General features: G+C 51.6%; 21 protein-coding genes. 2 read left to right on the top strand and 19 right to left on the bottom strand.

The features are described from left to right. Positions 1 to 101 precede the first annotated feature (101 nt). From Pla144_RS13205 to Pla144_RS13190, 4 genes are read right to left on the bottom strand one after another with little or no spacing between them, the layout of a single operon-like run. Positions 102 to 1,088 (bottom strand): ABC transporter permease, encoded by a 987-nt coding sequence (locus Pla144_RS13205; protein ID WP_146451164.1) that lies wholly within the window; start codon positions 1,086 to 1,088, stop codon positions 102 to 104. Beyond that, a complete protein-coding gene (locus tag Pla144_RS13200) occupies positions 1,081 to 2,634 on the bottom strand; it encodes a sugar ABC transporter ATP-binding protein (RefSeq protein WP_146451163.1) in 1,554 nt (517 codons plus the stop codon). The genes Pla144_RS13205 and Pla144_RS13200 overlap by 8 nt, the downstream gene beginning before the upstream one ends. Next, positions 2,631 to 3,329: a DUF2291 family protein gene (locus Pla144_RS13195; protein ID WP_146451162.1), complete on the bottom strand. Its 699-nt coding sequence runs from the start codon at positions 3,327 to 3,329 to the stop codon at positions 2,631 to 2,633. The genes Pla144_RS13200 and Pla144_RS13195 overlap by 4 nt, the downstream gene beginning before the upstream one ends. After that, a complete protein-coding gene (locus Pla144_RS13190) occupies positions 3,329 to 4,357 on the bottom strand; it encodes a D-ribose ABC transporter substrate-binding protein (protein ID WP_146451161.1) in 1,029 nt (342 codons plus the stop codon). The genes Pla144_RS13195 and Pla144_RS13190 overlap by 1 nt, the downstream gene beginning before the upstream one ends. A 693-nt stretch (positions 4,358 to 5,050) precedes the next feature. Here Pla144_RS13190 and Pla144_RS13185 point away from each other — a divergent pair. Next, positions 5,051 to 5,470: a hypothetical protein gene (locus Pla144_RS13185; protein WP_146451160.1), complete on the top strand. Its 420-nt coding sequence runs from the start codon at positions 5,051 to 5,053 to the stop codon at positions 5,468 to 5,470. 92 nt (positions 5,471 to 5,562) lie between these two features. Here the strand turns inward: Pla144_RS13185 and Pla144_RS13180 are convergent, their stop codons facing one another. The 14 genes from Pla144_RS13180 to Pla144_RS13115 form a co-directional block, all read right to left on the bottom strand. Further along, positions 5,563 to 6,021, bottom strand: a complete 459-nt coding sequence (locus Pla144_RS13180; protein WP_146451159.1) for a flagellar export chaperone FliS — start codon at positions 6,019 to 6,021, stop codon at positions 5,563 to 5,565. A gap of 45 nt (positions 6,022 to 6,066) precedes the next feature. Continuing rightward, a complete protein-coding gene (gene fliD / locus Pla144_RS13175; RefSeq protein WP_146451158.1) occupies positions 6,067 to 8,826 on the bottom strand; it encodes a flagellar filament capping protein FliD in 2,760 nt (919 codons plus the stop codon). A 168-nt stretch (positions 8,827 to 8,994) separates the two neighbouring features. Then, positions 8,995 to 11,136: a flagellin N-terminal helical domain-containing protein gene (locus Pla144_RS13170; RefSeq protein WP_146451157.1), complete on the bottom strand. Its 2,142-nt coding sequence runs from the start codon at positions 11,134 to 11,136 to the stop codon at positions 8,995 to 8,997. A gap of 522 nt (positions 11,137 to 11,658) precedes the next feature. Continuing rightward, complete coding sequence (csrA, locus tag Pla144_RS13165) at positions 11,659 to 11,898, bottom strand: carbon storage regulator CsrA (RefSeq protein WP_146451156.1); 240 nt, start codon at positions 11,896 to 11,898, stop codon at positions 11,659 to 11,661. A gap of 125 nt (positions 11,899 to 12,023) precedes the next feature. Next, complete coding sequence (gene fliW / locus Pla144_RS13160) at positions 12,024 to 12,464, bottom strand: flagellar assembly protein FliW (RefSeq protein WP_146451155.1); 441 nt, start codon at positions 12,462 to 12,464, stop codon at positions 12,024 to 12,026. Positions 12,465 to 12,894: 430 nt separating this feature from the next. Then, a complete protein-coding gene (locus Pla144_RS13155) occupies positions 12,895 to 15,876 on the bottom strand; it encodes a flagellin N-terminal helical domain-containing protein (RefSeq protein ID WP_146451154.1) in 2,982 nt (993 codons plus the stop codon). Positions 15,877 to 15,911: 35 nt separating this feature from the next. Beyond that, complete coding sequence (flgK, locus tag Pla144_RS13150) at positions 15,912 to 17,633, bottom strand: flagellar hook-associated protein FlgK (RefSeq protein ID WP_146451153.1); 1,722 nt, start codon at positions 17,631 to 17,633, stop codon at positions 15,912 to 15,914. A 63-nt stretch (positions 17,634 to 17,696) separates the two neighbouring features. Continuing rightward, on the bottom strand, positions 17,697 to 18,185 hold the full coding sequence (gene flgN, locus Pla144_RS13145; RefSeq protein ID WP_146451152.1) for a flagellar export chaperone FlgN: 489 nt from the start codon (positions 18,183 to 18,185) through the stop codon (positions 17,697 to 17,699). A gap of 96 nt (positions 18,186 to 18,281) precedes the next feature. Then, positions 18,282 to 18,650, bottom strand: coding sequence for a rod-binding protein (locus tag Pla144_RS13140; protein ID WP_197530668.1), 369 nt, complete (start codon positions 18,648 to 18,650; stop codon positions 18,282 to 18,284). A gap of 80 nt (positions 18,651 to 18,730) precedes the next feature. Next, positions 18,731 to 19,798, bottom strand: a complete 1,068-nt coding sequence (locus tag Pla144_RS13135) for a flagellar basal body P-ring protein FlgI (protein ID WP_146451150.1) — start codon at positions 19,796 to 19,798, stop codon at positions 18,731 to 18,733. Between the two features lie 60 nt (positions 19,799 to 19,858). Then, positions 19,859 to 20,557: a flagellar basal body L-ring protein FlgH gene (locus tag Pla144_RS13130; protein WP_146451149.1), complete on the bottom strand. Its 699-nt coding sequence runs from the start codon at positions 20,555 to 20,557 to the stop codon at positions 19,859 to 19,861. An 18-nt stretch (positions 20,558 to 20,575) separates the two neighbouring features. Continuing rightward, the gene (flgA, locus tag Pla144_RS13125) at positions 20,576 to 21,616 is read right to left on the bottom strand and encodes a flagellar basal body P-ring formation chaperone FlgA (RefSeq protein ID WP_146451148.1); all 1,041 of its coding nucleotides are present in this window, start codon (positions 21,614 to 21,616) and stop codon (positions 20,576 to 20,578) included. A gap of 144 nt (positions 21,617 to 21,760) precedes the next feature. Then, the gene (gene flgG, locus Pla144_RS13120) at positions 21,761 to 22,561 is read right to left on the bottom strand and encodes a flagellar basal-body rod protein FlgG (RefSeq protein WP_146451147.1); all 801 of its coding nucleotides are present in this window, start codon (positions 22,559 to 22,561) and stop codon (positions 21,761 to 21,763) included. Between the two features lie 29 nt (positions 22,562 to 22,590). Beyond that, entirely contained in the window at positions 22,591 to 23,403 is an 813-nt protein-coding gene (locus Pla144_RS13115) for a flagellar hook-basal body protein (protein ID WP_197530667.1), read from the bottom strand. A 373-nt stretch (positions 23,404 to 23,776) separates the two neighbouring features. Here Pla144_RS13115 and trpC point away from each other — a divergent pair, with 373 nt between their 5' ends. Continuing rightward, the gene (trpC, locus tag Pla144_RS13110; protein ID WP_146451145.1) at positions 23,777 to 24,562 is read left to right on the top strand and encodes an indole-3-glycerol phosphate synthase TrpC; all 786 of its coding nucleotides are present in this window, start codon (positions 23,777 to 23,779) and stop codon (positions 24,560 to 24,562) included. 101 nt (positions 24,563 to 24,663) lie between these two features. Here trpC and Pla144_RS13105 read toward each other — a convergent pair whose 3' ends face one another. After that, positions 24,664 to 25,482: a PEP-CTERM sorting domain-containing protein gene (locus Pla144_RS13105; RefSeq protein ID WP_197530666.1), complete on the bottom strand. Its 819-nt coding sequence runs from the start codon at positions 25,480 to 25,482 to the stop codon at positions 24,664 to 24,666. Positions 25,483 to 25,632: the final 150 nt, after the last annotated feature.

The raw sequence follows: 25,632 nt of genomic DNA, 5'->3' as shown, positions 1-25,632 counted from the left end.
TTGTGTGCTACTTAAACTGGCTGTGATTCATTCGCTCGGTAAAGTCGAGTAAGAGTTGTCATTGATACAAAAATCAGCATTATCAGGTTTCGCTAAAAAGCTCACTGATCTTCTCCTCGGTTTCTTAAACGATCAATGGCCACAGCCATCAGAATCACGATTCCTTTGACCACCTGTTGCCAAAACGGAGAGACATCCAAAAGAACCAATCCGCTATTCAGAACACCGATGATCAGGCAACCAAGTACGGTTCCCCAGATTGAACCTTGTCCGCCGGATAGTGACGTGCCACCAATGACCACCGCCGCAATGCTATCTAGCTCGTAGCCGATGCCAGCATTGGGTTGGGCAGAGTCAAGTCGTGAGGTTGCGATCAGACCGGCGACCGCCGACAAGCCGCCAGCAATCGTGTAGACCCACAACTTGATTCGATCGACATCTAAACCGGAAAGTCGCGAGGCCTGCTCGTTCCCTCCGACCGCATAGATGTAGCGACCGAATCGCGTCTTTTTTGTGACGACAATAAACAGGAGCACCAATAACCCCGAGATCCAAACCGGAACAGGTGCCCCCAGAAAGTTCGCCGTTCCAATGATAGCAAACGACGACCCAAGGCCGGTAATTGGGAAGCCTTTTGTCCACAGCATTGTCAGGCCGCGGGCGATGCTGAGCATGCCGAGCGTGGCAACAAACGGTGGTATACGAACGCGAGTGATCATCTGGCCGTTGAACCACCCCAGCAGCATGCCGACGGCGATCCCTGCGATCATGGCACCGGCCAGGGTAAAATCCAATTCAATACCCAACCAAGGAATCGGCACCGGAGACTTGATCAGCCCAGCGGTGACCGCTCCAGCCAGCGCGAGTATTGACCCCACCGACAAATCAATGCCCCCTGCGATGATGATCATTGTCATGCCAATCGACAGACAAACGTTCACTGAAATTTGCCGCATGATATTCCAGCCGTTGGCGGCTGTTAGGAACCGATCGGAAAGCAAACTGATAGCGATAACCATCAGCACCAGCACCAGCAGCGATTGGAACCGACTGATACATTTCACCAAGTCTTTCGAAGACTTATGCATAATTCGTTGTCTCCGCCTGAAAACCAGGTACAGCGGCCTGCATCAGATTTTCTTCGTTCGCCTGTTCTCGGCTGAACTCAGCCGTCTTTCGGCCTTCGCACATGACCATGATTCGATCCGATATGCCCAAAAGTTCGGGAAGTTCTGATGACACAACGACAATTGCCAAGCCCTGTTGTTTCAATTGATCGACAAGTGCGTAGATTTCGCGCTTGGCGTTAATATCGATTCCGCGAGTCGGTTCGTCGAGTAGCAGTACGCGGGGAATTGTACTGAGCACTCTGCTCAACACAACTTTTTGTTGGTTTCCGCCGCTCAAGACACTTGCCTTCTGACGCATCGATGGCGTTTTGATCGACAATTGTTTGATATAGGATTCGGCATGCTGTTTCTCTAGCCGTCGACTGAGCAACGCATAGGATTCAATGAGGCCTATGTTCGACAAACTAATGTTGTTCTCGACACTCATTCCCATAACCAAGCCTTGCTTCTTTCGATCTTCGGGCACGAGTCCAATGCCATGTCCCATCGCGGCTGCGGGTGAGCGAAGGTCACAGCGTTTGCCATGGATAGAGACCGATCCACTCGTCGATTTCGGATGAAGTCCGAAGATGGATTCCAGAAGTTCTGTACGTCCAGCCCCCATCAGACCGAAGATTCCCAGCACTTCGCCGGCGGCAACAGAAAGGGATACATCTTCGACCAGCAAGTGTTCGCCGATGTCCGATCGCTGACTGAGCGAGTCTAATCGCAGGACTTCTTCGCCGATCTCCGAAACGTTTTGAACGTACATGTCGCTTAGATCACGACCTACCATCAGACGAACAATCGTTTCCTGCTGAGTATCGCCTGTCACTAGGGTGTCGACATACTTGCCGTCGCGCAGGACCGTGATCCGATCAGTGATGCGTAGGAGTTCATCCAATTTGTGCGAGACATAGACGATTGCGATTCCCTCCCTCCGCAAGGATTCGATCAGTTTGAATAGTACCTCGACTTCGGAATCGCTGATCGCCGAAGTCGGTTCGTCCATGAAAATAACGCGAGCCTGGGCGTTTAACGCCTTGGCAATCTCAACGATCTGCTGCTGGCCGACTCGAAGTGTGTTCACTTGGGCGCGTGGATCGATAGACGGGTCGAGTAGTGCGAGCAGTTCCTTGCAACGTAGGTTTTGCGATTTGGCATCGATCAGCCCAGTGGTACCGACTACCTCGCGCCCGAGAAAGACGTTTTCTGCGACCGACAAATAGGGGATCAGATTGAGTTCTTGATAGACGATACAGATGCGTTGTTTCAGTGCTTGTCTGGCATTGGCGAAATGAACTAATTGGCCATCTAATAGAATCTCACCTTCGGTTGGTTGCAGCGCTCCGGCGAGGATGTGCATCAATGTCGTTTTTCCAGCCCCATTCTCCCCAATCAATCCATGAACTTCACCGGCATTAAGATCAAAGTCCACACGGTCAAGTGCCAGCACGCCAGGAAACTTTTTGACAATGCCACGGCCCGATAGAACCGGTGTCGCAGTTGGCGATGCCACGTTCATTCAGTCGACTCCGCTGGCTTCATTGCGTTCAACTGAATGGGAACCAGTCTGAGTGGATCAAAATCGTTATTCTTGCGGACTTCTCCACACCCGACAAACTCTACGAGGGCTCCCACGGCCAGGGAGTCGCGAACGGGGCTTATCACTTCCGATTCGCAGCGCTGGTTTAACTCCGCCGACAACCGATTGAACTCCTGCGAGTTGGGGAACTCGCCGATGCTCACCAGTCCGGTCGCATCACGAACGGCGTTGCCCAATAAAATACCGATCTCGAGAGTTACACTTTGCTTTTGACCCTCGATGATCAGGTGGCATTCGTCCTCATTGAAGCTTTCGATTCGACCGCGTCCTCGCAGAAACAGGAATGTTGGCCCCCCCAGTCCCACTTCTCGACCGAACTCACTACGCGCACGGTCGGCATCCGTTGCGGCCATCGCAAGTACGTCGTCAACGGATGCTGCATTTCCGGCGGCCTGGGGAAGTCGTTCGCTCCACAGTGTTTCAACAAACGTAGTGATCTGAGGCGGCGGCGTACCGTTTGGGGCGGCGATCTCAGGTTCCGATTGAGTATTCGAAACCAAACCAGGAGTGGCGGCTGATCCGAGTTTGCGAATTCGGACCAACGGAAAAAAGTAGAGCAATATGCCCGCCGCCACAGCGCAAATTGCCAGCCGAATGGGTTTTAGCAGCTTCATCAATTTTTCTTCCCAAAGCCGACAAACTCGTCGATATTCTCGGCGCTGACAAGATCGACGTTTACGGGAATTTTCTGAGGGAAGTCGCGTTTTCCATTGGCCAGATATTCGTGTGCGAATTCCGCCGCCTCTATTGCCATCAGTTTGGGATATTGCATCACGGTTGCTGTGATCTTCTCATCAGCGATGGCTTGCACGACATCAGCTGATCCGTCGTAGCCGAATATCTTGACTTGAGCGGCTTTCCCCGCTCCTAGCAACGCCTGATACGCCCCCATTGCCATGGCATCGTTTCCACAGAATACAGCCGAAATATCATCGTGCGACTGTAGCATGGATTCCATCACTTCTAATGCCTTATTTCGATCAAAGTCGGCGGGTTGCTGAGCGACCATCTTCAGGCCTTCGTACCGATCCACCACGCTATGAAACCCTTTTGATCGATTCCAAGTATTGTTGTCTCCGACCAGCCCCAGCAATTCAACGTAGTTTCCTTTCTTGCCGACTTGTTCGACGAAGTACTTTCCCAGCTCGACGCAGCCGGAAAAGTTGTCGGACAACAATTGCGCAGTAGCGGTATCGGTAGAGTTTATTTCACGATCAATGCAGAAGACTGGGATGCCAGCTTTCTTCGCACGCTTGACATTCGCTACAGAACCGTCCGCATCGGTCGGATTAAAAATAATTGCTTCGTAATCGGCAGCAATCACGTTGTCGAAGTGGGCAGCCTCTTTGGAGGCATCATTTTGCGAGTCAAACATGGTCGCTTCGTAGCCAAGCTCGAGTGCTCGATCACGAGCGCTTTCGCCTAACACAACGAACCACGGATTGTTCAATGTTGAAATGACAACGGCAATTCTCCGGTTATCACCTGTTGCATCGATTTGGGCTTCATTGGCATATGCGTCCGTGTTGTGATCAGGTCCAGCTTTGTGAGAAGAACACCCGACTACGTTGGCGAACAAAAGAGTGAATACCAGAAAAACGGCAAATGAAGAACTCAGGTAAAAGTGACATCGGGGGATCATCGAAAAGTCCTCTATTGGTTCAAATGTCAAATTATTCGATTAGCTTTTGGCGAAAAGAAGTTTACTTCATGGGTTGAGCACGCCTATGGGTACTCATTTTAGCGTCGACGATTGGCGTATGCTATCAGCGATCTGTCATTAGCGCAGTTTTTGTAATTCTCGACGCAATTGTTGCGGATAACGTGGCGAGGGAATTGCCCCTCTGGTGTTGCAGAAAATCATAGTACCGAGAACAAGTATGGCCATGCCGGCAGGAGAGCGGAGCATAATGTGCTCGCTTCCAACGATTGTTATTGTCACCTATTTGGAATGGGTTGCCTCGAACCCAGCGAGGAAACAATTGTACTGTCTGAGTGAAGAGCTATTAGTCTAGAGTAGCGTTTAGGTATCGATTCTCATCGGTGAAGTTGTTGTCGTTTTGCCGATCCTCAGGTCTACAAGAGTGATTTTGCAACGAGAAGAAAGTGCCTAGCGTTTTTAAGGAGCAAGTGAGACTGCTAATCCTCAAATAATGCATTTAAGTGCTAGTCAAACCTTTGACACCGTCTCCTGGCTCGTTAGGATGAAAAGCTACTTGTGCTTTTTCTCATCGGTTCTGCATTCTTCTTGTCTGATGACTACTCATCGTCGACTTGAACTTTCGTAGTGCGAAGGTGTCACTCTAATCCGTAATCTTGTTCAGAAAGAGATCAAATGCGTCTGGTCCATGTTGTTATTGTGTTGGGTAGTATCTTATCCGTACTAGTTTTTAGCAGTTCCATACATGCGCAGTTCGAAGCAGATTTTACAGAATTTCAGTGGGTTGGTGGCACGGGTTCGCAGATCTGGCAAAATGATACCAACTGGGATCTAGCTGGTTTTCCGAATGACACCGATCCCCTCGACATGGACTATCCTACAGCAAATGTTTCCATGGGGTTGGGTACTAATCTGAACGTTAGCGTGGGTACTACTCCTGTCACAATTGCCGGACTCACCATGGGTGGCACTTCAGGAGCAGTGACTACTGAAATATCCAGCGATGGCCCTGGAGGCCAGCTAGTTTTCAAGAACTACTTCGTCCCAATGGGATTGGAGGTGGGAAATGACGCCGACTTCGAGAATGTCATCTAGCACAACGTCCGAGGCTGATGTGAATCATTCCCGGGCGTTTAGTTGCGACTCATCATTTGGTACAGCAAATGGCGGGAGTGATCCCGATAGCACTATGCTTCGAGCGAGAAGCTCTCACAAGCCTGAGACTGATCTAAAGCGATGTGTGGTTTGACAGGCGAGTGCTTGGGAATCACCTCAGATTCAAGCTTCTGGCAAACTTGCTTCCAGGTCTCACGATGATATTGGAGCAGTTCGAGACACGCATCCAGTTTGTCAGCCGCTTGGTTGATTCGACAGTTTGCTAATTCCCGATAGATGGAGGCATAGTGATTCTCAACAAGTTCTGAGAGATCAGTCTTTCCTGACGCAGCACTTCGAATCAGTTCTTCGAGGATCTCAGCAACACGAGACAAGGACTGGTCAATGCTCGCAAACTCTGCGCCATCTTGCCAGCTCTGCTGAGCTTGTTTGCCGAATCGAACCGCACCCTCGATCAACATCAATTGCAACCGTGGTTGCGAGGCGGTGAGAATCTTACTGTCCAGATAGTTTTGGCCTGGTTGCTGCATGATGTCTTTTTGCCCGAGTTTATTGTGTGTGATGCTTGCACTGTTCTACGCTACAGTGCCAAGGGGAGGTACTGGTGAGAACGCGGAGAGGGCAGACTGCGTTGCTTGGAATTTGGAAAGGATCGACTCGAGTTGGGCATACTGCAGTAGCAACGTTTCCCGCTGCCGTTCTAGAAAGGCATCTAACTGAGCGATGCGATCATTGTTATTGTCGATGGTCGATTGAAGTGAATTCGTGCGATTGGTCAGTAAACCAGACGTGAAGCCCGTAAGTTGCTCGACTACCGTGTCCAACTTCGAAGCGACTCCACCCTTCTCGTCGTCTCCAAAAAAAGTCTGTAGCCCTGTTGGATCTTTCTGGTAGGCTTCCTGGAACTTGGCTTTGTCGAGTTCCAATTTGCCGTCCTGGTTGACTTTGATGCCGACCTCGCCAAGTGTCTGAAAAGACCCTAGCCCAAAATGACGGTCTGTGATCAATCGCGATAATTGCGTATCGACACGCAGTGCTTCACCAGTGCCAAAAAGTAAACCTGTCGTCTGAGCGGTCTCGTCGAAACTCGTGAGGGATTCGAGTTCATCTCGAAGTGCATTGTAGGAAGCGACGAAATCTTCGGCGGCGGTTACCAAGCCAGTATCATTCGAGGCGACGGTGATACTCACGGGAGTCGAACTCGCCTTCTGGATATTCAGGTTCAACCCACTCACGACTTCCTTGAAGGTGTTCGTGGCAGAAGTCACGAGAATGCCTCCAGCGCCAGCCTGCACAGTGCCAAACTGTAAAAGCGCGTCCTGGGCCTTGCTTATCTCCTGGAATTGAAAATTCGCTTCATCGAAATCAAGCAGTAAGGCGTTAGCTGCTCCCGTTCTATCGACGGTCAATGACAAACGAACTCCCTGGCCGTCATTCAGCAGTGAGGCCGTGACTCCAGCGCCTAGATCGTTGATTTTCTTGACGATATCCGAGAGGGTGTCGTCCTCCTCAATGGCAAAGGAATTGATCGATGTCCCATCAAGAACTTGTGTGGGAGTTCCGTTGATGTCTAATTCAACACTCGATCCCAATAGATTGAGATCGGTTGCTACGGTGCCATTGGTGTCAACTACCGTAATCTTCCCTGCTCCTCCGGCGGTATCAACGAGAATAAGTCCATCACCTGTATCGTTGATTCGTGCTTCCACACCTAGTATCGAGGAGTTGATCTTCGCAATGACATCGCCAAGTGTCTTTACTTCCGCATCAGTCTGGTTTAGGTCAATCGTTTTTTTCACACCTGCAGTATCTGTGATCGTGATATCGCCGAGGGTTGCGATGCCCCGGCCGCCCCTTAGCGACGTCAGCAGAGTCGCTTCGCTCACGAGTTGACGATTGAGAACTCCACTTGCAACTTCCGCTGTGGCTGAATCGTGGGCAATTCCTAGGTCTTCGGCAATCGTGGAGCCTGATTCGCTGGCCACAATGAAATTGCTGGTCGAGCCTTCTGAATTGTCGGTCAAGACAATCCCGCCACGATTCTCGCTGAGCTGAGCCGTTACCTCGGTCGCCTGCCCATTGATAGCGTCAATCACTTCGCTGAGTGTTTCGGCAGCACTCAGATCGATGACTGAGAAGACCCCATTAAGATTGGTAATTTCCAGGTTGCCAGGAGATTGAATACCCGATCCACCATTGAGGGAAGAGAGCAGGGTGTCTCGGAGTCCAGATACGAGCCTTGCACCCGATATCGTGTTTCCAATAGCGGCCTTAGTTAGACCAAGGTCGTCGGCAGCAGTCCCCAGCACGCCGTTGCTCACGGAAAAAGTTCCACCACCACTGGTGAGATCGGTTAGTTCCAGTCGGTTGCCATCGGCGGAGATTGCTGCCGTTATTTTGCCTGCCAAATCCGTGGAATCATTGATTGCGTTGACAACATCTCCCAGCGTGGTCGCTCCCGAAAGGTCGAGTCCGATGGGTCCCGATTCGTCGGCAAATTCAAAAACCAAATCATCGACTTCAGCAACATCGTTGGTGAAGTTTACGCCAGTGCCGTCGTTCAGTTTCGATAAACGCGTTCCGGTGTGCAAATAGAACACGTCGTTTCCCGTTGCAACGGACGTCGCGCCTGAGGCACTTATTGCAGATAGCCCCAGATCAAGTGCTGTCTTGCCGTTATTGACTTCTTGCACTGACAAGGTGCCCGACTGGCCGGTATTGTCGACCAATTGAATCGTATCACCCACGGTTTTGGCGGTCACATTGATTGTAGAGTTGGCATTGATCGTATTCAGTACATCATCGATCGTGGCAGCAAACCTTAGATCGATCACGTCGCTCTCGCCACTCTTGTCTGTGATGCGAATCTGGCCCAGACGCACCCCCAATCCGCCATTCAATTCCTCCAGTGAGATTCCCTTGTCGACGAACCCGCCGGTGCGGAATTCGAAATTCTGAGCTGAGAATTTCGAGTCTTTGCTGTCGAATCTCTGGCTGACTAGCTGCTGAGACGAGGCCGTACGGACGGGTGTAAAGCTATAGGTCGAGTTGACCAATTTCGAGCTGTCGGCAACGGTAGCCGTCAGTGCAGTAGCATCACTTGAGGTTGCCTTCTTCGCGGCGTACAAAGATGGGCTCGTCAGCTTTCCGAGGCTGAATTGAATCGAGATGAGCTTTGCGGAGAGGGTTCCGATGGCGACTTGCTGAGTTTGCAAGTCCTCAGTCCGCTTCGCCAGAATATTCCGAGGCGTCGATGAAATCTGAATCAATTGGTCGACGATATCCGAGATCGGTAGCCCGCTAACCAATCCGACATTCGATGTGATGCGACCCATGATGTGTTGCTCAGACTATAGTGTTTTCAATAGCGCGTACCGCTAGCACTCGCTGGGGCACGACCCTATCGAATATATCGGTCAGAGAAAACGCTCCGAACCAATAAAAAAACCGGTCCAGTCTCAAGAGACTGAACCGGTTCGATCGATTTATCGTGAAAACTAAACTTACCGGAGCAAAGCGAGCACGTTCTGAGGATTCGAGTTCGCAATCTGGAGAACCGTCGTACCAGACTGCACCAGAATCTGAGCCCGGGTAAGGGCAGCAGTTTCTTGCGAGAAGTCGGCATCACGGATCGAGCTTTCAGCTTCGGTCAGATTTACCAAGGTATCGTTAAGGGCCTGCTTGTTGGTTTCAAGTGTGGTTCGCTGGAACGCACCCAATCGACCGCGAAGCGATGTCACCTGATCGATGGCCTCTCCGACAACCGCCGCGGCGGTGTCCAAATTTCCACTGGTCAGTGAGAAAGTACCACCGGTACCCAACTGGAACAGCTTACCACTTACACCACCCAGACTGGCAGTATTCACACTGCCAATTCCCAAGCGGGCTTGTTGGTTGCTGACCACGTCGGGACCTAACTGGAACAATGCACCACCACCAGTGATATTGAACTGTGCGGTTCCAGTGAAACCTGCCGTGATCGAGGCCGTCAGGTCTAGACTCGAGGTGTTGATGGTGATTTCATTTCCATCACCAGTTGCCGAAACTCCATTGATCGTGGCAACAATGTTGGTCCCGGTGTCTCTGCTACCTTGACCAATGGCAGTGGTGAACGTACCAGCAGGCGTAGCACCCGTCCCCTCACTTTTGACCTTCAGATCAACAACTGATTTGGTGCCATAGGCACTCGATTTCAATTCGAGGGTGGTGCCATTTGCGGTTGCTGTAACGCCAGTAGCATCCTTAACCAGATTGATGCCATTGACTAAGTCGCTAAGACTCGTGCCAGCACCAAAGCTAAGGACTTCAGCTCCATTCGAGCCGGCCAACTCCAACACCAACGCTGCGGAAATACCGCCCGTGATACCAACACCAGTGGTGGTGGCACCCACATTTACGTTGACTGGAGCTGTGTCCGATCCGCCGTTGTACTGGCCATCGCCGGCAGTCGCAGACAACGTGGCGGTAAAGTCGGAGCCCAGAGCGGCAGCAATGTCTGTGGCGAGTTGAGCCAGATCGATATCTGAATCGTCGTCGACGTTGATCGTGAGCGTCGTGCCATCATCAACGATGTTGGTCACTCCAGCACCCAGATCAGCCGAGTCGACAAACGTAATCGTTCGGTTGAAAGCTCCAGCTGCCACTGCGGAGATAGTGATGACATCGTCGCCAGCGTCGACACCACCGGTGGTAATGTCGGCGTAAGTCGCAGCCACGTCTGCGGCGACCACATCAGCTGTGCCGCTGGAGGAAACCGTCAGATCAGCTCCTGAGTTGACTGCGGTTATTGCCGTCGCGACTGTATCAGACCCTACACCTGTGGCGAAGTCACCGTTGACAGTGATGGTCGAGCCATCGAATGTGACACCGTTGAGGGCACCTGCATTGGTACCGTCTTGAACAAAAACCAAATCAATGCCATCGCCACTGGCACCATCTACGGTACCGCCGTCGAGGACAGTGATCGTCAGGATGTCGCCGGAATCCAGCGTGGCAGTACCTGACGACTGAACTTCAGCTGTCGAGAAGGTCAATGTACCGTCTGAGGCTTGGACCGCAGGTACCACGGCAGAAACATTAGTGACGTCAACTTGGGCCTGAGTTGCGGCCGAAGTAACGCTCACGCTTACTGCCACTGAACCAGTAGAGCCAAGATTTGCCTGGTCGATCTTCAAATTAGAAATGTTCGTGGAATTTGTACCGGCGGTGGTAATAAAGTCGAGGCTACCATCCAGAAGACGGCGACCTTGAAAGGTGGTCGTCTGAGCAATACGATTGAGGGCATCTAAGGATGAATCCAACTGCAACTGATTTGCATCGATCTGCTCATCGGACAATACACCCGTATTGGCTGATTCAGTCACCAGACCGCGGATGTCGTTCAGCAGCGAGCTTACTTGGCCTAGGGCCGAGTCTGCGGTGGCGATGACCTGATTGGCACGGTCAGTATTGCTGATCGCACGCTTAATCGAGGTAATGTCACTCCGCAAGTTTTCGCTGGCGATCAAACCGGCAGGATCATCCTTACCAGTGTTGATTCGCAAACCGGTGCTCAACCGGGTAAGAGCCTCATTCAAGCTCGCATTCGATCGTCCCAACGTGTTCTGGGCGACGAGCGAGCTCACATTTGTGTTAATTCGAGTCATTGCAAACACCCCTGTCTAAAAAAACCAGTTTTCATTGGAAGACCGGATCTGGGGAGTCAGATTGACTCCGGCCCTTCATAATATGTTGTCGCACGGCGCCGAGGATATTCGCCTCGAAAGTGTAACACCGCTGTCCGTCCTTGAACGACGGCCCAGGCAGTTCCTGTTAGCCTCGTCCCAAGGGTTGACTGGTATCAATTACCTAGCCAACTCTAGGACATATTCCGTGCAACGTGCGTGACAAAAAAATTGTTCGCTTTGTTTCGGACCGTCTATGGCAAGATATCGACGTAGAAAAAGGGGCGCTTGAGGAAGTGCTGGCATATTTCTGGCCGATTTACTGTGTTTCTTCACGAACACAACTATTAAGCCATACAAACGTTAGAACTAGGTCTTGAGTGACTGCGAATCACGTCTGTCAGGATTAGATGGATTTTCTCGGAAGTCCGTCATTCAGAAGAAAGAAAAGTACTACCCACCTACTCGCCGCAATTCGAGCGAGCGTATTCGATTGGTCGCAGTCTAACTACGATCTACAGAAATACCGTTGGGACCCAAGAATTGGGTGTCTTCGGGCTTTAGCAGCGAAGCCTGGCGATTTTCGCGAAGGATTGCCTCGTAGACTTCCCGCCGATGCACGGGAATCTCTTTGGGGGCTTCAATTCCCAATTTCACTTTGTCGCCACGTACATCCACAACGGTTATAACGACATTGTCGCCGATGATGATACTCTCGTCGCGTTGTCTGGACAGCACCAACATGGTTTTCTCCTCGGCACTCCAGAGAATCTGTCTCTCGACTCTCAACGTGAAGTGTGTCTGTTATTTCCTGGTAGGATTCAATGGCAGTAGGTTATCGACCAATTCGTCCTGTGAGTGATGTTCTCTTAAGCGATCCGACGCAAGTTCGTATTGTGCACATCAAGCGGATATTGCACGGGGTACTCATCTTTGGCAATTACCTGACAGCCAAGCCGCTTTTCGACGTTGATGACAATCGGAGCACGCAAGTTCAGAGACAGGCCTGAGTCTCGCCGACTGGTAATCGCGACAACTTCCGCATCGCGAACAGTCGCAAGGCCCAGGATGTTCAAATCAAACCGATCCACCCGCAATTGGTAGTCAGGCACAAATCGACGGGGACTTACGACACCCAGAGCGATATGCCCCTGATCGAGACTCTGCAGCCAGCCCAATGCGGCATTATTAGAATCGGTAAGGACAACCCAGCGTCGGCAATCTTCCAGCCCGATGAGCCCATTCTGGAATAAGAGCTCATCTTGGGGCTGAACCGAGAGGGTTCCAAAGCGTGTTGTAAAGATGTCCATCGGTCTACCCAGCCTTCCGTGACCTAGTGCAGGTGCGATTTTTCGCGTACATAAATGCACCGGTAGTGGCACTCTCCGTGCGCACGTTGGCAATTCGCCTTATTTTGGGTATCGACCCGGGCGGGATGGGGTATTCAGTAAATTTGGCTAATTTGCGAATTGTTAGGCAATGAAACCCAAGAGCAGCGCCTCAGATTTAACCGCAACGCAGTGAAATGGTTAGCCGCAAACCGTATACCCAGCGGAGAGTTTCCCCTCCCTCCCAAAAATCGGCGGGTGACACATTACCAAGAGACTGAGAGCGAATTCCACTGGCTACGCAAACCATCCCCTCAGCCACGAAGTGGCGGCAGTCAATAGCCAGGGTGCTTAAGCCCCTGGAAATTGAGAAATCGATATTGAAAGCCCCAAAGCTGAGGTTCGATTTCATCTAAATGAAGTCGAGTAGTGAGAGCTGCAGAATATTGCCTGTCACTTTGAGTGAGGCCTGAAGGGCGACTTGCCGAGAAGTGAGCTCCGAAATCGCTTCGACCAGGTCGACATCGATTTCATCTGAAAGCGCGGCCCGCAACCTGACATCCTCATCTTCCAGGTTCGATTGAGAGAGTTGTAATCCCTGCTGGGTCGCACCAATCTGTGCCCTGGCGAAGGTGACGCGATCGATGTCGACATTGATGTCTTCCAATGCTCGTTCGATCCCGTTGAGGTCTCCGTTTGCAAGCGAATCGCGAAGTCGAATCAGAGTATTGAAGACACTCTTGTTTTCCAGAAAGTTGTGGTCGGTGCTCTTCAGCGTACCAGTGCTGCTGGACGTTGTTGCACCGGTCGGCACGAATCCGAGTAGTTCAGCTGCCTTGGTCCCTTCGGCTTGTGTTACCGATAGTTGTCCAGGGCCAACCGTGTTGTCTATTAGCTCGATTCCATTGCCCTCTGAAGTGAGCCGAGCCGTGATGTTCGTCGTAGTTATCGAATTGATCTCATCAATTACTTCGCCAACCGTTTTCGCTCCGCTCAAATCGATGCCAAATTTCTGTCCACTGGCAGAAGTGATCGTGAAATCGATGTAGCGACTGTCATCGCCGGTTAGAGTTGCACTTGTGGTACTGGCTGAGGTTAAACCATTGGGCACGAGACCCAAGTACTGAGCTGCCAGGCTGCCACTGGCCTGGGATATCGAAAAGTCCGTTGTCCCCGGAAGGGTGTTATCGACTAGTTCCAGGACATTTCCGGGCGAAGCAAGTTGGGCCGATACATTCCCCCCCGCTACGGAATTGATTTCAGCGACGACATCATCAAGCGAGGTTGCATTGCTTAGATCAATGTCAAACGCCTGACCGTCGCGGGTCGTGATCGTGAAATCAGTCCCTATGGTCGTGGGTAGCTTAAAGCCCGGTTGCGTGGGGACACCGACTCCATAGTTGAAATCACTGAGTTTCGTCTCGCCGCCGTACGTTCGCACCCCCAACTGCGTCGCCGTGGTACCACCGTTCTCACCGATCTGAAAATCGTTGCCGCTCAGGTGCGAGCGGATATTGATGCCGGTTCCCTTTTCGTTGATCTCGGCAGACAATCCGGCCCCGGAATTGTTGAGCGTATTAAGTAGGTCCTCGACGGTCTCGGCGTTCTCGAAGGTGATGTCGTAGGTTTCGCCACCGTTCACGACCCGCAGTCCCGAGGCGAGGTCGAGCGTTGTCCCTGTCCCACCGGCGGTAGTTTCGGCGGTAGCCGTCAGGCTTACCTTACCGGTCCCCGATTCAACGGCCGAAGTAGCATCATTGGGATCGAGCGTCGCCGTAAAAGTGCCTTCGGCATTGATCTTTGCAACCACATGATTGGCCGTGGAGAAACCTGGATCTATGCGAATGTAGAGCGTTTTTGCTGCACCACCGCTATTGCCGGTGTTTCCCTGGACGATGCCCAGGTCGCTCGCAGCGATGTTAGCAGTAGGAATGTAGGCCGCTGCTTCGAGACTGTTGTCATGGGCCGCGGTAAACGTACCCTCGCTGTTGATTTCGTTCCTCACCGTATCAATGGTGGTGGCACCTGTACTGTCAACTGCAATGGTGAGTTTCTTCGTAAGGCTGTCGTAGCTGACTGTTGCCGCGTCGCCAATAGCACCCCCATCGGTGACATTGATAACCAGGTTGTTAAAATCGATGCCGGCAGACGATGCGGTAAGGATCAAGTCATTGCCCAAACCTTCAAACTTTAGTGAAGCCTTGGCAGGCTGAGCACTCACGTGGTAGTCAACTTCTTCATTCCCCGCAGAGATACCTGCAGCAGTCAGTAGATCACTATCAACATACTGTACAGTCACGCCATTGAACGCGGTTCCGTTTACACTTGCTCGCAGAAGAATATCGTTATTGTCGCTGTTGCTACCTGAATTTATCGCCGTTTGGGCTTTAGAGCCGAGTAAGTCATCGAGACGCGTAGTCTTCAGCAATAGTGGATTTAGGTCCTGCCCCACCAGCGGTGACGTCCCGACACCTGTCTTCTCCAGGATGCCGAGTTCCCGGGCAGCCCTGCCGTTGGCAAGTTCCGTAACCGTTAGGTTTCCACCAAGCGAACCAGGATCCACAAGCTGTAGTTTTAAGCCTGTCCCAGTAACACTCACTTGAATCTCCCGTCCAGCAGGAGGATTCTCTTGAATCAAACGTACGACGTCACCTACAGTGCGTGCCCCACTGATATCTACGATCGATTGATTCGTGCCATCGGAGATCGTGAGGGCACCTCCCGGCGACAATCCCCGTCCTCCGCGCAGGCTGCTCAGATTTGTATCTAGGCTCAGCGCTGGGTTCAGATCTACCTTGCTCTCCACCTGAGCTGAAGACCCACCGAAGACATCTTGGCCGGAGACATTCGAGGCAAACAAGACGCCGAAGTCGGAGTAACTTTGTACGGCCCCATTATCGCCGTTGAAGACCACATTGCCATCGACCAACTCGTAGGGTTGTTTACTCGTCTTAGATCCGGCGAATAAATGCCGACCCTGAAACTGTCGGTTAGCAAGGTTTACTAGGTTCTCCAAGTATCCATTGATTTCGGCTATCGCTGCATTACGTTCTTCGGGAGAAGACAAAGTTCCCGCAACTCCGAGTGTGGATCCTTTGATGTCGGCCAGTTGGGTTGCCACTTTTTGCAATGCCGTGTCACTGGCGGCCAAGAACTGCTGGCCGATGCGCATATTCGTGCCAAGTTGGTTCTTGCGTTCGATAAGCCGCTGCAAGGCAATTGCCCGCAGAGCGGCAGGGCCATCGTCGCTGGGTAACGAGATCCGTTGTCCGGTGGCGATCTGTTCCTGCAACCGAAATAACTGAAGCTGATCGTTCTGGAACTGCTTGGTCAGCCGCTGCCTCAAGAGCAAACTGCTCACGCGGGTATTCGGTATCGGGATGATGCCGGCCATGTCGTAACTCGCGGGTAGCTGAGTGGAGAGTAATCTTAGAGGTTGATCATGGTGTCGAGCAATTCGGCAAGAGTACTGATGTATCGAGCCGATGCCTGGTAAGTTCTCTGCAAGGTAATCATGTCGATGGCTTCTTCATCCAAGTTCACACCGCTGACCCCCTGGGCGCTGGCCTCTAGCGTCCCGGCGAAGACACGAAATCCGTCGGCGACTGCAGCAGAGATCGTCGCCCCTTGGGTCGTGTCGTTGATGATCGTATCGTAGATGCCGCGAATTGAGCTGCCATCAAGCGTTGTGAGCGAATCATCGTAGAGAGCCACCAGGCGCAAGGCGTTCTGCGTTCCTTCGTTGATTCCCTGGGTACTGGCGGCGAATTTGGCACCGGCTCTTGATCCCGACCGGAGTTGGCCGTTGACTTCTAAGTCTCCTGCTTTTGAACCGGTAAAGAAAGTATTAATTCCCAGCGCTGCTAAGGCACCACTTTCATTTTCAGGGCTTTCGATTCCAAAACTGAAGTCAATGTCATCTGTTTCGGAACTTAGAACCAATCGATTGTCGAGGTTAACTGTTGCCGAGAGACCATCGATGGAATCCAATTTTGCCGCCAGAGAATGCAAGGTTGTATCGTTTCCATCGAGTCCGTTGAGATCGATGCGAATGTCATGCGTTTTGGTGATGTCATCCTTTTTGTTGCGAATCAAGACCTGGAAAGATCCGCTGGTGGTCGTGAAATTGAGCCCTGCTTGATTTAATGCAGCGTCAGGGTCGTCCACCCTTGCTGCGCTGGTGATCTCATTAAATCCTTCGAGACCCTGTCCTTGGCTGTAGAGTTTGTTGAATTCAAAAGCCAACGTGGCAGCGAATTGATCGAAACTTTCCAGGAAACTGCCCAGCACATTATCACGCGCTTCGTAGACCCCATGCAGTTCGCCGCCATTGACCTGTAGGCTGCTCTTGTTATCCACAAAACGGATACGAGTCGCATTGACACCATTCACATTGACCGAAGCTGCTTCTACCTGCCGACTTGTCCCATCAAAGACCAATAGTTCCCCGTTGAGCGAAATATTGACTGAGCCGGTCTTCCCTTCGGTAGCCTTGATGTCGACCAGATTCGCCAGCTTGGTGAGGGCAACCGCTCTTTGGCTGCGAAGCCCACCAGCATCGCTACCAGTCGTCCCGCCACCTTCGGTTGTGACGATCTGTAAGTTCAGTTTGCGAATCTGCTCAGTCAAAGTATTGATTTCAGTGGCAATCGACTGCACGCGGCTACTGAGATCGGCATTGATTACTTCCACCCGACGATCCAACGAATTAATTCGCTGGGTGAGACTTACCCCGTCTTTAACTACTAGATCTCGGATGCCAATGTTCTCGGGTCCGTCAGTAACATTTTCGATCCCGTTAAAGAATTGAGTCAAAGCCGAACTGATGTCGACATCCGTCAATTCACCGATGATAGCCTGCAGGTCGTTAAAAACCTTTTCCTGAACTTCGGCACTTGCTAGATCGCTCCCGGCGTCGCGGAGCCGAGTCTCGACAAACTTGTCGATGACCTGCTCAATCCCGGCTACTTGCACTCCCAGACCAAGCGTAAGATTGCCGATTCGCTGCACAGGGGCCGGGGTAAAGATTGCCCTTTCGCGGACATAGCCTGGTGTGTTGGCATTGGCGATATTATTGCCAACCACGTGCAGACCGATCTGCATGGCTGACAAGGTATTACCTGCCATCTGAAGTGAGCCAAATATCGACATCGAAGAAGTAGCCCGTTACCGAGACGAATAGTCCTGGCCTCGGGACTCCCCCTCCCTAGGCACTTAGACTGCTTGATCCATCAGGGTACCGCTCTGAGAAGGAGCAACCCCTTTCCCATATGTCGGCTTTAATTGCCCTCCGGTAGCAATAATCTCGATCAGGTGAGAAAGATGGAGCATTGTTCGTTGCACTGCGACCCATTGGGACATGCAATGATGGCGGAGTAGGTGGGAGCGTCTTTGGGCTTCATCGAGCGGCTGTTGCAGGCCTTTTGCTTGTTTCGCAGGTAATTGGCTTGCCAACGATCGAATGCTATCACTGGGCATTCCCACGGCTGCTGCATCTGCTAGCAGTTCCTGGCGACGGTCATGACATGCTTGCAATTCTGCACACAACAATACCTCTTCTGAGCCAAGTGCTGCCAACTCGATGTGGTTTCGAGCAATCAGCAACTCTCGCTTGCGCGACAAGAGATCGAACAATCGCTGCTGGGCTTCATTGAGCCTGCCGAGCAGATCTGCCAATTCGCCTTCCCAGTCCATGTCAATCATAGGTTCTCTAATTCTTGCTGCGGGCTCATGGTCGACCGACTCTCCGAGTCAGACTTATTTACCCGACTCGGAGAGTCGGGCAACGATAAAACATCACTACCATCTCCGGAGGGATGTCAAATCCTCTAGCGATGACTTCGTATTTGCTTCGTGTTTTGCTAAAACCGCCGCCTGCTGAGGAAACTGCTGACGAAACATAGGATCGGCAATTTGGTCGGCACTGGACTCGGTCATTTCTTCCGAGAGCACTTGATCGAGTTGACTTTGAAATACTTCTTCCCCATGTCCACCATGAAAATAGGCCGCTTTTCCCTGCGTACTTCGCATTGATTTGAGCATTTGCCCAAAGAACGCTTCGCCGACAAACTGGCGAAAAACGTCGCGAACTTCTTCTGCACCTTCAACCTGCTGCTGGGGGGTAAGCATTCCCGGCCGCAGAGGCTTAATTGCATTCAGATTATTCATCTCGATTTTCATAGATTCTCCGTTGCCCAACTCTCCGAGTTGGGAATCCCGACTCGAAGAGTCGGTCAACGCTACTTTTATCACTGGTCAACAATCAGGCGTGCATGCAGCTTACCGCTACGGTCAATACCCTTAATAATTTCGATAGCGTCCGCATTGGGAACCTTGAGGGCATTGAGGGCATCAACAAGCGATTGCAGCTTGGTGGTTTCTTGTTGTTGCTGATCAATCGCCAGGAATTGAACCGGAGTTGCCACCGCTTCGACAAGCACGTTGCGATGGGAGATGACCACATCCCCAATCTGCACGTCGCCGTCGATGACGATACTCCCCGTCCGCTGATTGATCACGACGCGGGATTCCGGTTCAGGATTGTAGCACTGCAGCTCAAGCAGGTTGGAAATGAATTCCACAGGATCGGTGCTGTAGGCATCAGGAACCCGCACGATGATATTGGCAGCATTTGCCGCTTGGACGGCCGTGTCATCGTTTTGGAAATAGGTCTGGCGAATCGTCGAGACGATATCAGACGCAGTCTGGAAATTTGCATGATTTTTGTCCAGGATCAGAGTCACATAACCATTTTGCACAAAGGGAGTGAACACATCCGCTTCCATCTGACAGCCCCCAGTGATGGTTCCTACCATCGGCTGCTCAAATGAATTAAGGTGGATGTTTCCTTCAGCGGTTGCATAAACTTTCTTGTCTTGGACGTTCGGACCTTGCAGCGCGGCAAAAGCGAGCCTGCCCCCCTCGAGGCTCTTACCGTTGATCGCGCTCACTTCACAGTTAAGTTTGTCACCCACTCTGGCGCCCGTTGCTGGAATTCGGGCCGACACCATCACGAGCGAGATATTCTTATACTTTTTTAGTTCTTCAAAACTTCCTGAACCGGGAATTCCCTGCTGCGGTAGCGGACTCCCCATGATCTCCATCGCACGTGCCAGGGCACGCATTGTTTGTGGATCATTCGTTTCACCCGTGCCATTCAAACCAACCACGAGACCCAATCCGCGCAGCACATTCTCTTCCTGACCCTTCACACGGCAGATATTCCGCAAAATACTGCGGCCATACAAAGGACTGGGGCATCGAGTTGCCATAATCACGAGAAAAAACACCAAAAGTTTGTGAAAAGTGTTGTTCATTGTTTATTGCTCATGTTTACCTAAATCTGAGAAGCAGTCCGTGGAAAATGATATTTGCAATTAGAATGGCTTATACCGATCATACCACTTTGAAAACCATCCACGAGCATAAGCATCTCGCACCTGACCCATCTCTTCCTTGTCGATGCTCAGGTCATAGATTGCATCACTGCTGACGGTATTATCCGCTTGAATTGCCTCGCGACGTACAACACCCGAAAGTGATATTCGCCATTGCTCTTCGTTGTTGTTGATAGTCTGATGGCCTTCAATGACAAGATTACCATTGGGCTGAATGTCAACGATTTCGACTGCCATACGAAACGCCAGAGAATCCAGCAACTCGACATCCGATTGGACACGGTATTGGCTGTTGAGGGTTCCTGCGACTCTCGGATCGCCGTCATTTTGAGGAGCCGGTTTGAGGCTGCCATTTTCTAGGCGGATCCAGTCAGCCAGAACGGCTGTGAGGCTTTGCGTCTTTCGGTTCTGGGCATCTCCTTCGCTCAAAAACCGCGAGCGAACATCCACGAGGACTGTGATGATGCTGTGCAATTGCAATTTCCGAGGCAACGACTCGGGGGGCAATTCCTGGTACATGAACGAACTATCTTCCAGAGTAAGCCCGTCACGTCCTTGGGACGGCTGCAGGTAGAGGCTGCCATCCTGGGCACTTGCCCAATCGGCGCTCGTGTCAATTGCCAACAGAGCAAACAGCACGGCGAATGAATGGGCAAATTGTGGTTTAAGGTAAATCATGGATTGTCACTATCAGGTTTAGCGTAGTTCTCGTGTTAAGGGGTGAAGCGTGGCAACATCGGCAGCTGAGACGCCCGTGGGCAGCACATCCAGTTGTTTCCACCCTGAGACTCGAGCGGCAAATTTCTCTTTGCGATCGAGGGTTTCAACCTGTACCAGATCACCCAGCGAGCCATCTTGCTTTACCACGGCGAAAGTCTTAACCGTGATCCCGCCGGTACGAGCAAAAACTTCAACCGTCTCCCCCCGTTGCACTTGCAAGGGAGCACGAAGCTGCCCGATTTGCAGGATGGTTTCCGGAGTGATTGCCCTGATGGCCTCCTTGCCAAGCACGTGTTCCAAAGAACTGACGGTAGTCGCGGGCATGTTCCCACCCTGCAAACGAATTTCCACATCAGAAACTCCGATCAGGTCTCCCGGTTGGATCTTTCGTACCGCTACGACCGCCTCCTGCAATCGGTCTACTGTGGCATTTACCAATACCGCATTCGCTGTGCCTATGCCAGTGATCTGAAATCGTTGGGGACCCGTCCACGGGCTGTGGCCAGCTGTCGCCATGAGTTCAGACCCTAGCTTTGCTAGTTTGTTAAGCGTGGCATCGGTGAGCGATAGTTCCAGCTCCCACTGTTGATGCCCAGTTTCGCTTGTCAAATAATGCTTGATAGCAGCAAGAACAGCGTCCTCGATTTCTTGAGGTTCCATGAGCGTAGTTGGGTCCGCTGGAGTGGGAGCCTTTTTGACAACCGAGTGACTAATCTCCACGACCTTTGCCCCGGTAATCAATAGCTCCGTAACGTCGACTCCCCGGCTGATGAGCAACTCGCGAATCTGATTGTCTCGAAGATAATCTTTCGTTCCTTGCGAAGGTGCCGGCAGCAAGGGGGTGGTGGAAAGATCATTGACCTCGTTAGGAGTCGCGGAGGAAATGTCGGCAATATCACCCAAATAGACTACCGCCCCTGTGTAACTGGCACGTTCATGAAGCAACACGGTTGCACCTTGCGTATCAGTCACCGCAAGCGACGAAAGTAATGCAAGACATAGGATTCTAGATTTCATGGCCAACTTAGTGTTTTTTGATTTTAGCCACGGATGAAACACTGATTAACAGATAAGCTTTTGATATTTGAACTTAACTGTGTTTGTTCCGTGTCAATCCGTGGCAAGAATAGGTTTAATTGATAGCGTCAAAGCAAGGGTTGATTAGAACCGTCTCAAGTTCGCGGCAACCTGCATGATTTGGTCACCAGCCTGCACCACCTGCGAATTCAACTCAAATGCCCGCTGGGTAGTGATCAAATCGATCAATTCCTGCACAGGCTCGACATTGCTTGCCTCAAGCGCACCCTGGCGAATATTTCCCATTCCAGGTTGGCCAGGATTCGCTTCAGTGGCGATCCCCGAGGAATCCGTTGCCTGGTACAAACCATCGCCCATCTTCAAGAGGCCATCCGGATTGATGAAGGTCGTCAATAACAATTGTCCAGCCGGAATCAGTGAGGTTGAATCCGAAGTTGAGTAACTCACTTGGCCATCAGTAGCAACCACCACTCCAGTCGCATTATCGGGGATGTTGATTGGCGGATCGAGAATCCAACCCTGGGTTGCTGAACCCATCACTATTTGACCGTTGGCGTCCACGCCAAAATTGCCGGAGCGAGTGTACAGCGGCCCGTTGATAGAATTGACCTTGAAGAATCCACGCCCCTCGATCGCCCAATCCAGCGGATTGTTGGTTACCTGCATCGCACCCTGAACATAATTCGTCTGAGTGCTGGATACACGAGAACCGAGACCCACCTCGATACCTGTAGATGTGATGCCGCCGTCGGCATCTTGGGCACCCGGCAAGCGGTATTGCCGATAGAACAGATCCTCAAAGTTGGCCCGGTCCTTCTTAAAGGCCGTGGTATTGATATTCGCCATATTATTGGCAATCACGTCCAACTTGGTTTCCAGGGCTTCCATGCCTGTTGCCGCAGTGTAGAGAGTTTGCACACTCATGATTCAATTCCTTGATTTTGGAAAAGTTGTTAGCTGGTTAAGACACGGCTAATCAGCGCGCCGACCATGGTGTCTTGGTGTTGGATAAGTTGCGTGTTCGCCTCAAAGGCTCGCGTGGTTTCGATCATGGAGTTCATTTCCCGGATTGAACTCACGCCCGATTGCTCCAAATAGCCTTGGCGAATATCCCGTTTCTCAGTTGGCACAGTTGAGGTTGGCCCGAGGGAGCGAAAGGTATTGTTGCCGGTCTTGACCAGGTCACCCAGAGATTGGGGCTGTGCCAAGCCTAGGGGAATCAGATCTCCGTCCTGTTCGATATTGCCGCCCCCGATCATAGTCCAGGGCAGCAGGGGATCGAGTGTGATTTTCTTGCCACTGTTGTCGAGGACGGAATACCTCCCGTCCTGTGTCATGAGGTTCCCCGCACCGTCCAGTTCGAAGTCACCAGCACGAGTAAGAAACTCCTGTCCTTCAGAATCTTTCACACGAAAAAATCCCTCGCCATTGATGGCAAAGTCCGTATCAACGTTCGTGTCGCGAAACGTGGATTTCGAGAAGTCGATATCCACGTTCATCAACTTCACACCACCGCCGGTGTCATTGATGGAATTGCTGCCGGGATAGTCTTTCCCCTGTTGAATCGCTTCGGCATAGCGAGCCTGAAACGTGGGAATGTCCCGCTTGAAGCCGGGCGTTTCCAGATTAGCGAGGTTATTGGCAATGAACTCCAATCGCTTCGATTGGATTTTCGCCCCCTCAGCAGAGAGATACATTCCGTACATGTGAGTCAGTCGATCGAAAAGCAGGTAACCCCCCTGCCATCGGCCATCAATCAGATGCATCTCACATGCCAATCCGCTCGAAAAGAGGTGAGTAGAACGACGGAATGCCATTTCCAACGAATAAACTAAGCAGGATCTTGTGCTAATTGCCCGTCAGCTGGCAAATGATCTATCCCGCTAGCGGCGAGGTTTGCCGGCAAGATTTGCCGCTTCGGCAGGTGTTGCTGCTAGCAGACTTACTATGCTGGCGATGCTCTTGCAGGAGGTGAATCAATCTTTTGTCCCTTTTCCTTCAAACCACTTTTCGACATTAGATGGCCTTGCGAGCAGCGAACTCACAAGGCGCAGGATTACTCGTTACTTTACGGCTCGCCCAAGGGACCAGAAAAGAGCCAGGCTGTCGTAAGGAAGCTGGTCTGGCTAAAATGGGTACATGTCAGCCACTATCCTTGAAAAAATTATTGTCACTAAGCGGAGTGAAGTTGAACAAGCTCGTGCGCTTGTTCCCATCACAGAGTTGACTGCCCGTTTGGGCGACGCTCCGCCGGTGCGGGACTTCTTCGCACCGCTGGCTCTCAGCGAATCGATCCAATTGATTGCCGAGGTCAAAAAAGCGAGTCCCTCTGCGGGAGTAATTCGCGAGGATTTTGATCCGGTCGAGATCGCTCAGATCTACGAGCGACACGGAGCTGCTTGCATTAGCGTGCTCACCGATGTGACCTACTTCCAGGGCAGCTTGGATTATCTGCGGCAAGTCCGTGCCGCAGTTAGCATACCTGTGTTGCGCAAAGACTTTGTCATCGATTCCTACCAGCTTATCGAGGCGCGAGTTGCAGGGGCGGATGCGGTCTTGTTAATCGCCGAGTGCCTGGACGATTGTCAGCTTCGCAAGCTGTATGGCGAAACGATCGAACTTGGCATGACGCCTCTGATTGAGTTATACGAGTCGGAGAATCTATCGCGAGTGCTGGAAACGGGAACCAATCTACTCGGCATCAATAATCGTAATTTGCATACGTTCGAAGTTGATCTGGGTCGTACATTGCGACTCCGCCGAGAGATTCCTCACGAGTGCGTAGTCGTGGGAGAGAGTGGCATCAAAACTCACGCAGATGTCTTGCAGTTGGAGCAAGGGGGAGTCAACGCGATATTGGTAGGCGAGTCTTTGATCAGAGAAAAAAAAATCGGCTCAGCGGTCGATCAACTGATCGGCCGCTGAGCCTTCGGAAATGTACGCGCCAGTCCATCAGCCATGGGTGGGGCTGGAGTATCTCCATCCATGGCCCGCTTGGACGAGCGTATTAAGTCTGCCTTAAAGTCTTAACCTGCAGAGATCAACGATCGTCTGCCCAAGCCGGTCAATGCGATGCTCCCCAACATGAGGAGTCCGACCGAGCTCGGTTCAGGAACTTCCACTTGCACCTGTGAGAAGGTCTGATCAATAATCGTCATTCTTACAGGTTCAATTGCCGTTTCAGCTGCTCTGGCGAAGATATCTTTTTGCACACGTAGCCATTCATAGGTGTTGTTGAAATCAACGCCATCTTCAAATCGACTGCCACCTCCACCTAGAGTGGAGTTATACACACTTAAAGTCTGGGAGATAGGTGGCGAATTGCCTAGGAAGCTCTCGTCGATCGAACCAAACGAACCAGGTGCGTTCTTGTCCAGGAAGATGGCACTTGCTAGGTGGGCATCTGAGATGCGATAGAGCCCGGGAGTATTCCCATTTTCGCCAGTTGCCGCCCCATTTGGAAAGTCAACCACATGCACTGAGAATTCCAAGTGGGCATCCGAGGCCACTTGCGCGCCAATGTCTGGCAAGTCGCCGAAGGACCCTTGAAAACGAATTCCGTAGTTGCCCTGTGTTTGGATTGCAACCACATTCACGTTCTCAGGTAGCGGCATGTCGTTCGTCCAAGAATAAATGAATTCCTGGAACAGTTTGTCGCCAACAACAATCCCTGGAATCTCGCCTTGTGTGAGCAAGTTGAGTTTCACCGACTGCCCAATCGGAAGTGTCATTGCTCCTGACGGAATCGTGCCTGCGTACAGGCTGGAAGCGACAAGGGAGCAGGTCGCCAGCGTAGCTGCCAGAACTCCTAGGCAGCGTTTTCTTAGGTGTTGAACTTCGATCATGAGGTAACTCCAGTTAGAAAAAAAGGTGTACATTTCCCGAAAAATAAAACTGGCATCGCTGTAGGCAGCGATACAAATAATTCCTTGCAGCTTCGCAGCCGCTTTGGTTGCAAGTCGTCGGAACAACCGACAGTTACACAACCCCCCGCC

Origin of the sequence: Bythopirellula polymerisocia (assembly GCF_007860015.1) — a bacterium.
GTDB classification, from domain to species: Bacteria; Planctomycetota; Planctomycetia; order Pirellulales; family Lacipirellulaceae; genus Bythopirellula; species Bythopirellula polymerisocia.
The sequence above is the reverse complement of the archived record's forward strand: the minus strand, read 5'-3'. Positions and strand labels throughout refer to the sequence as shown.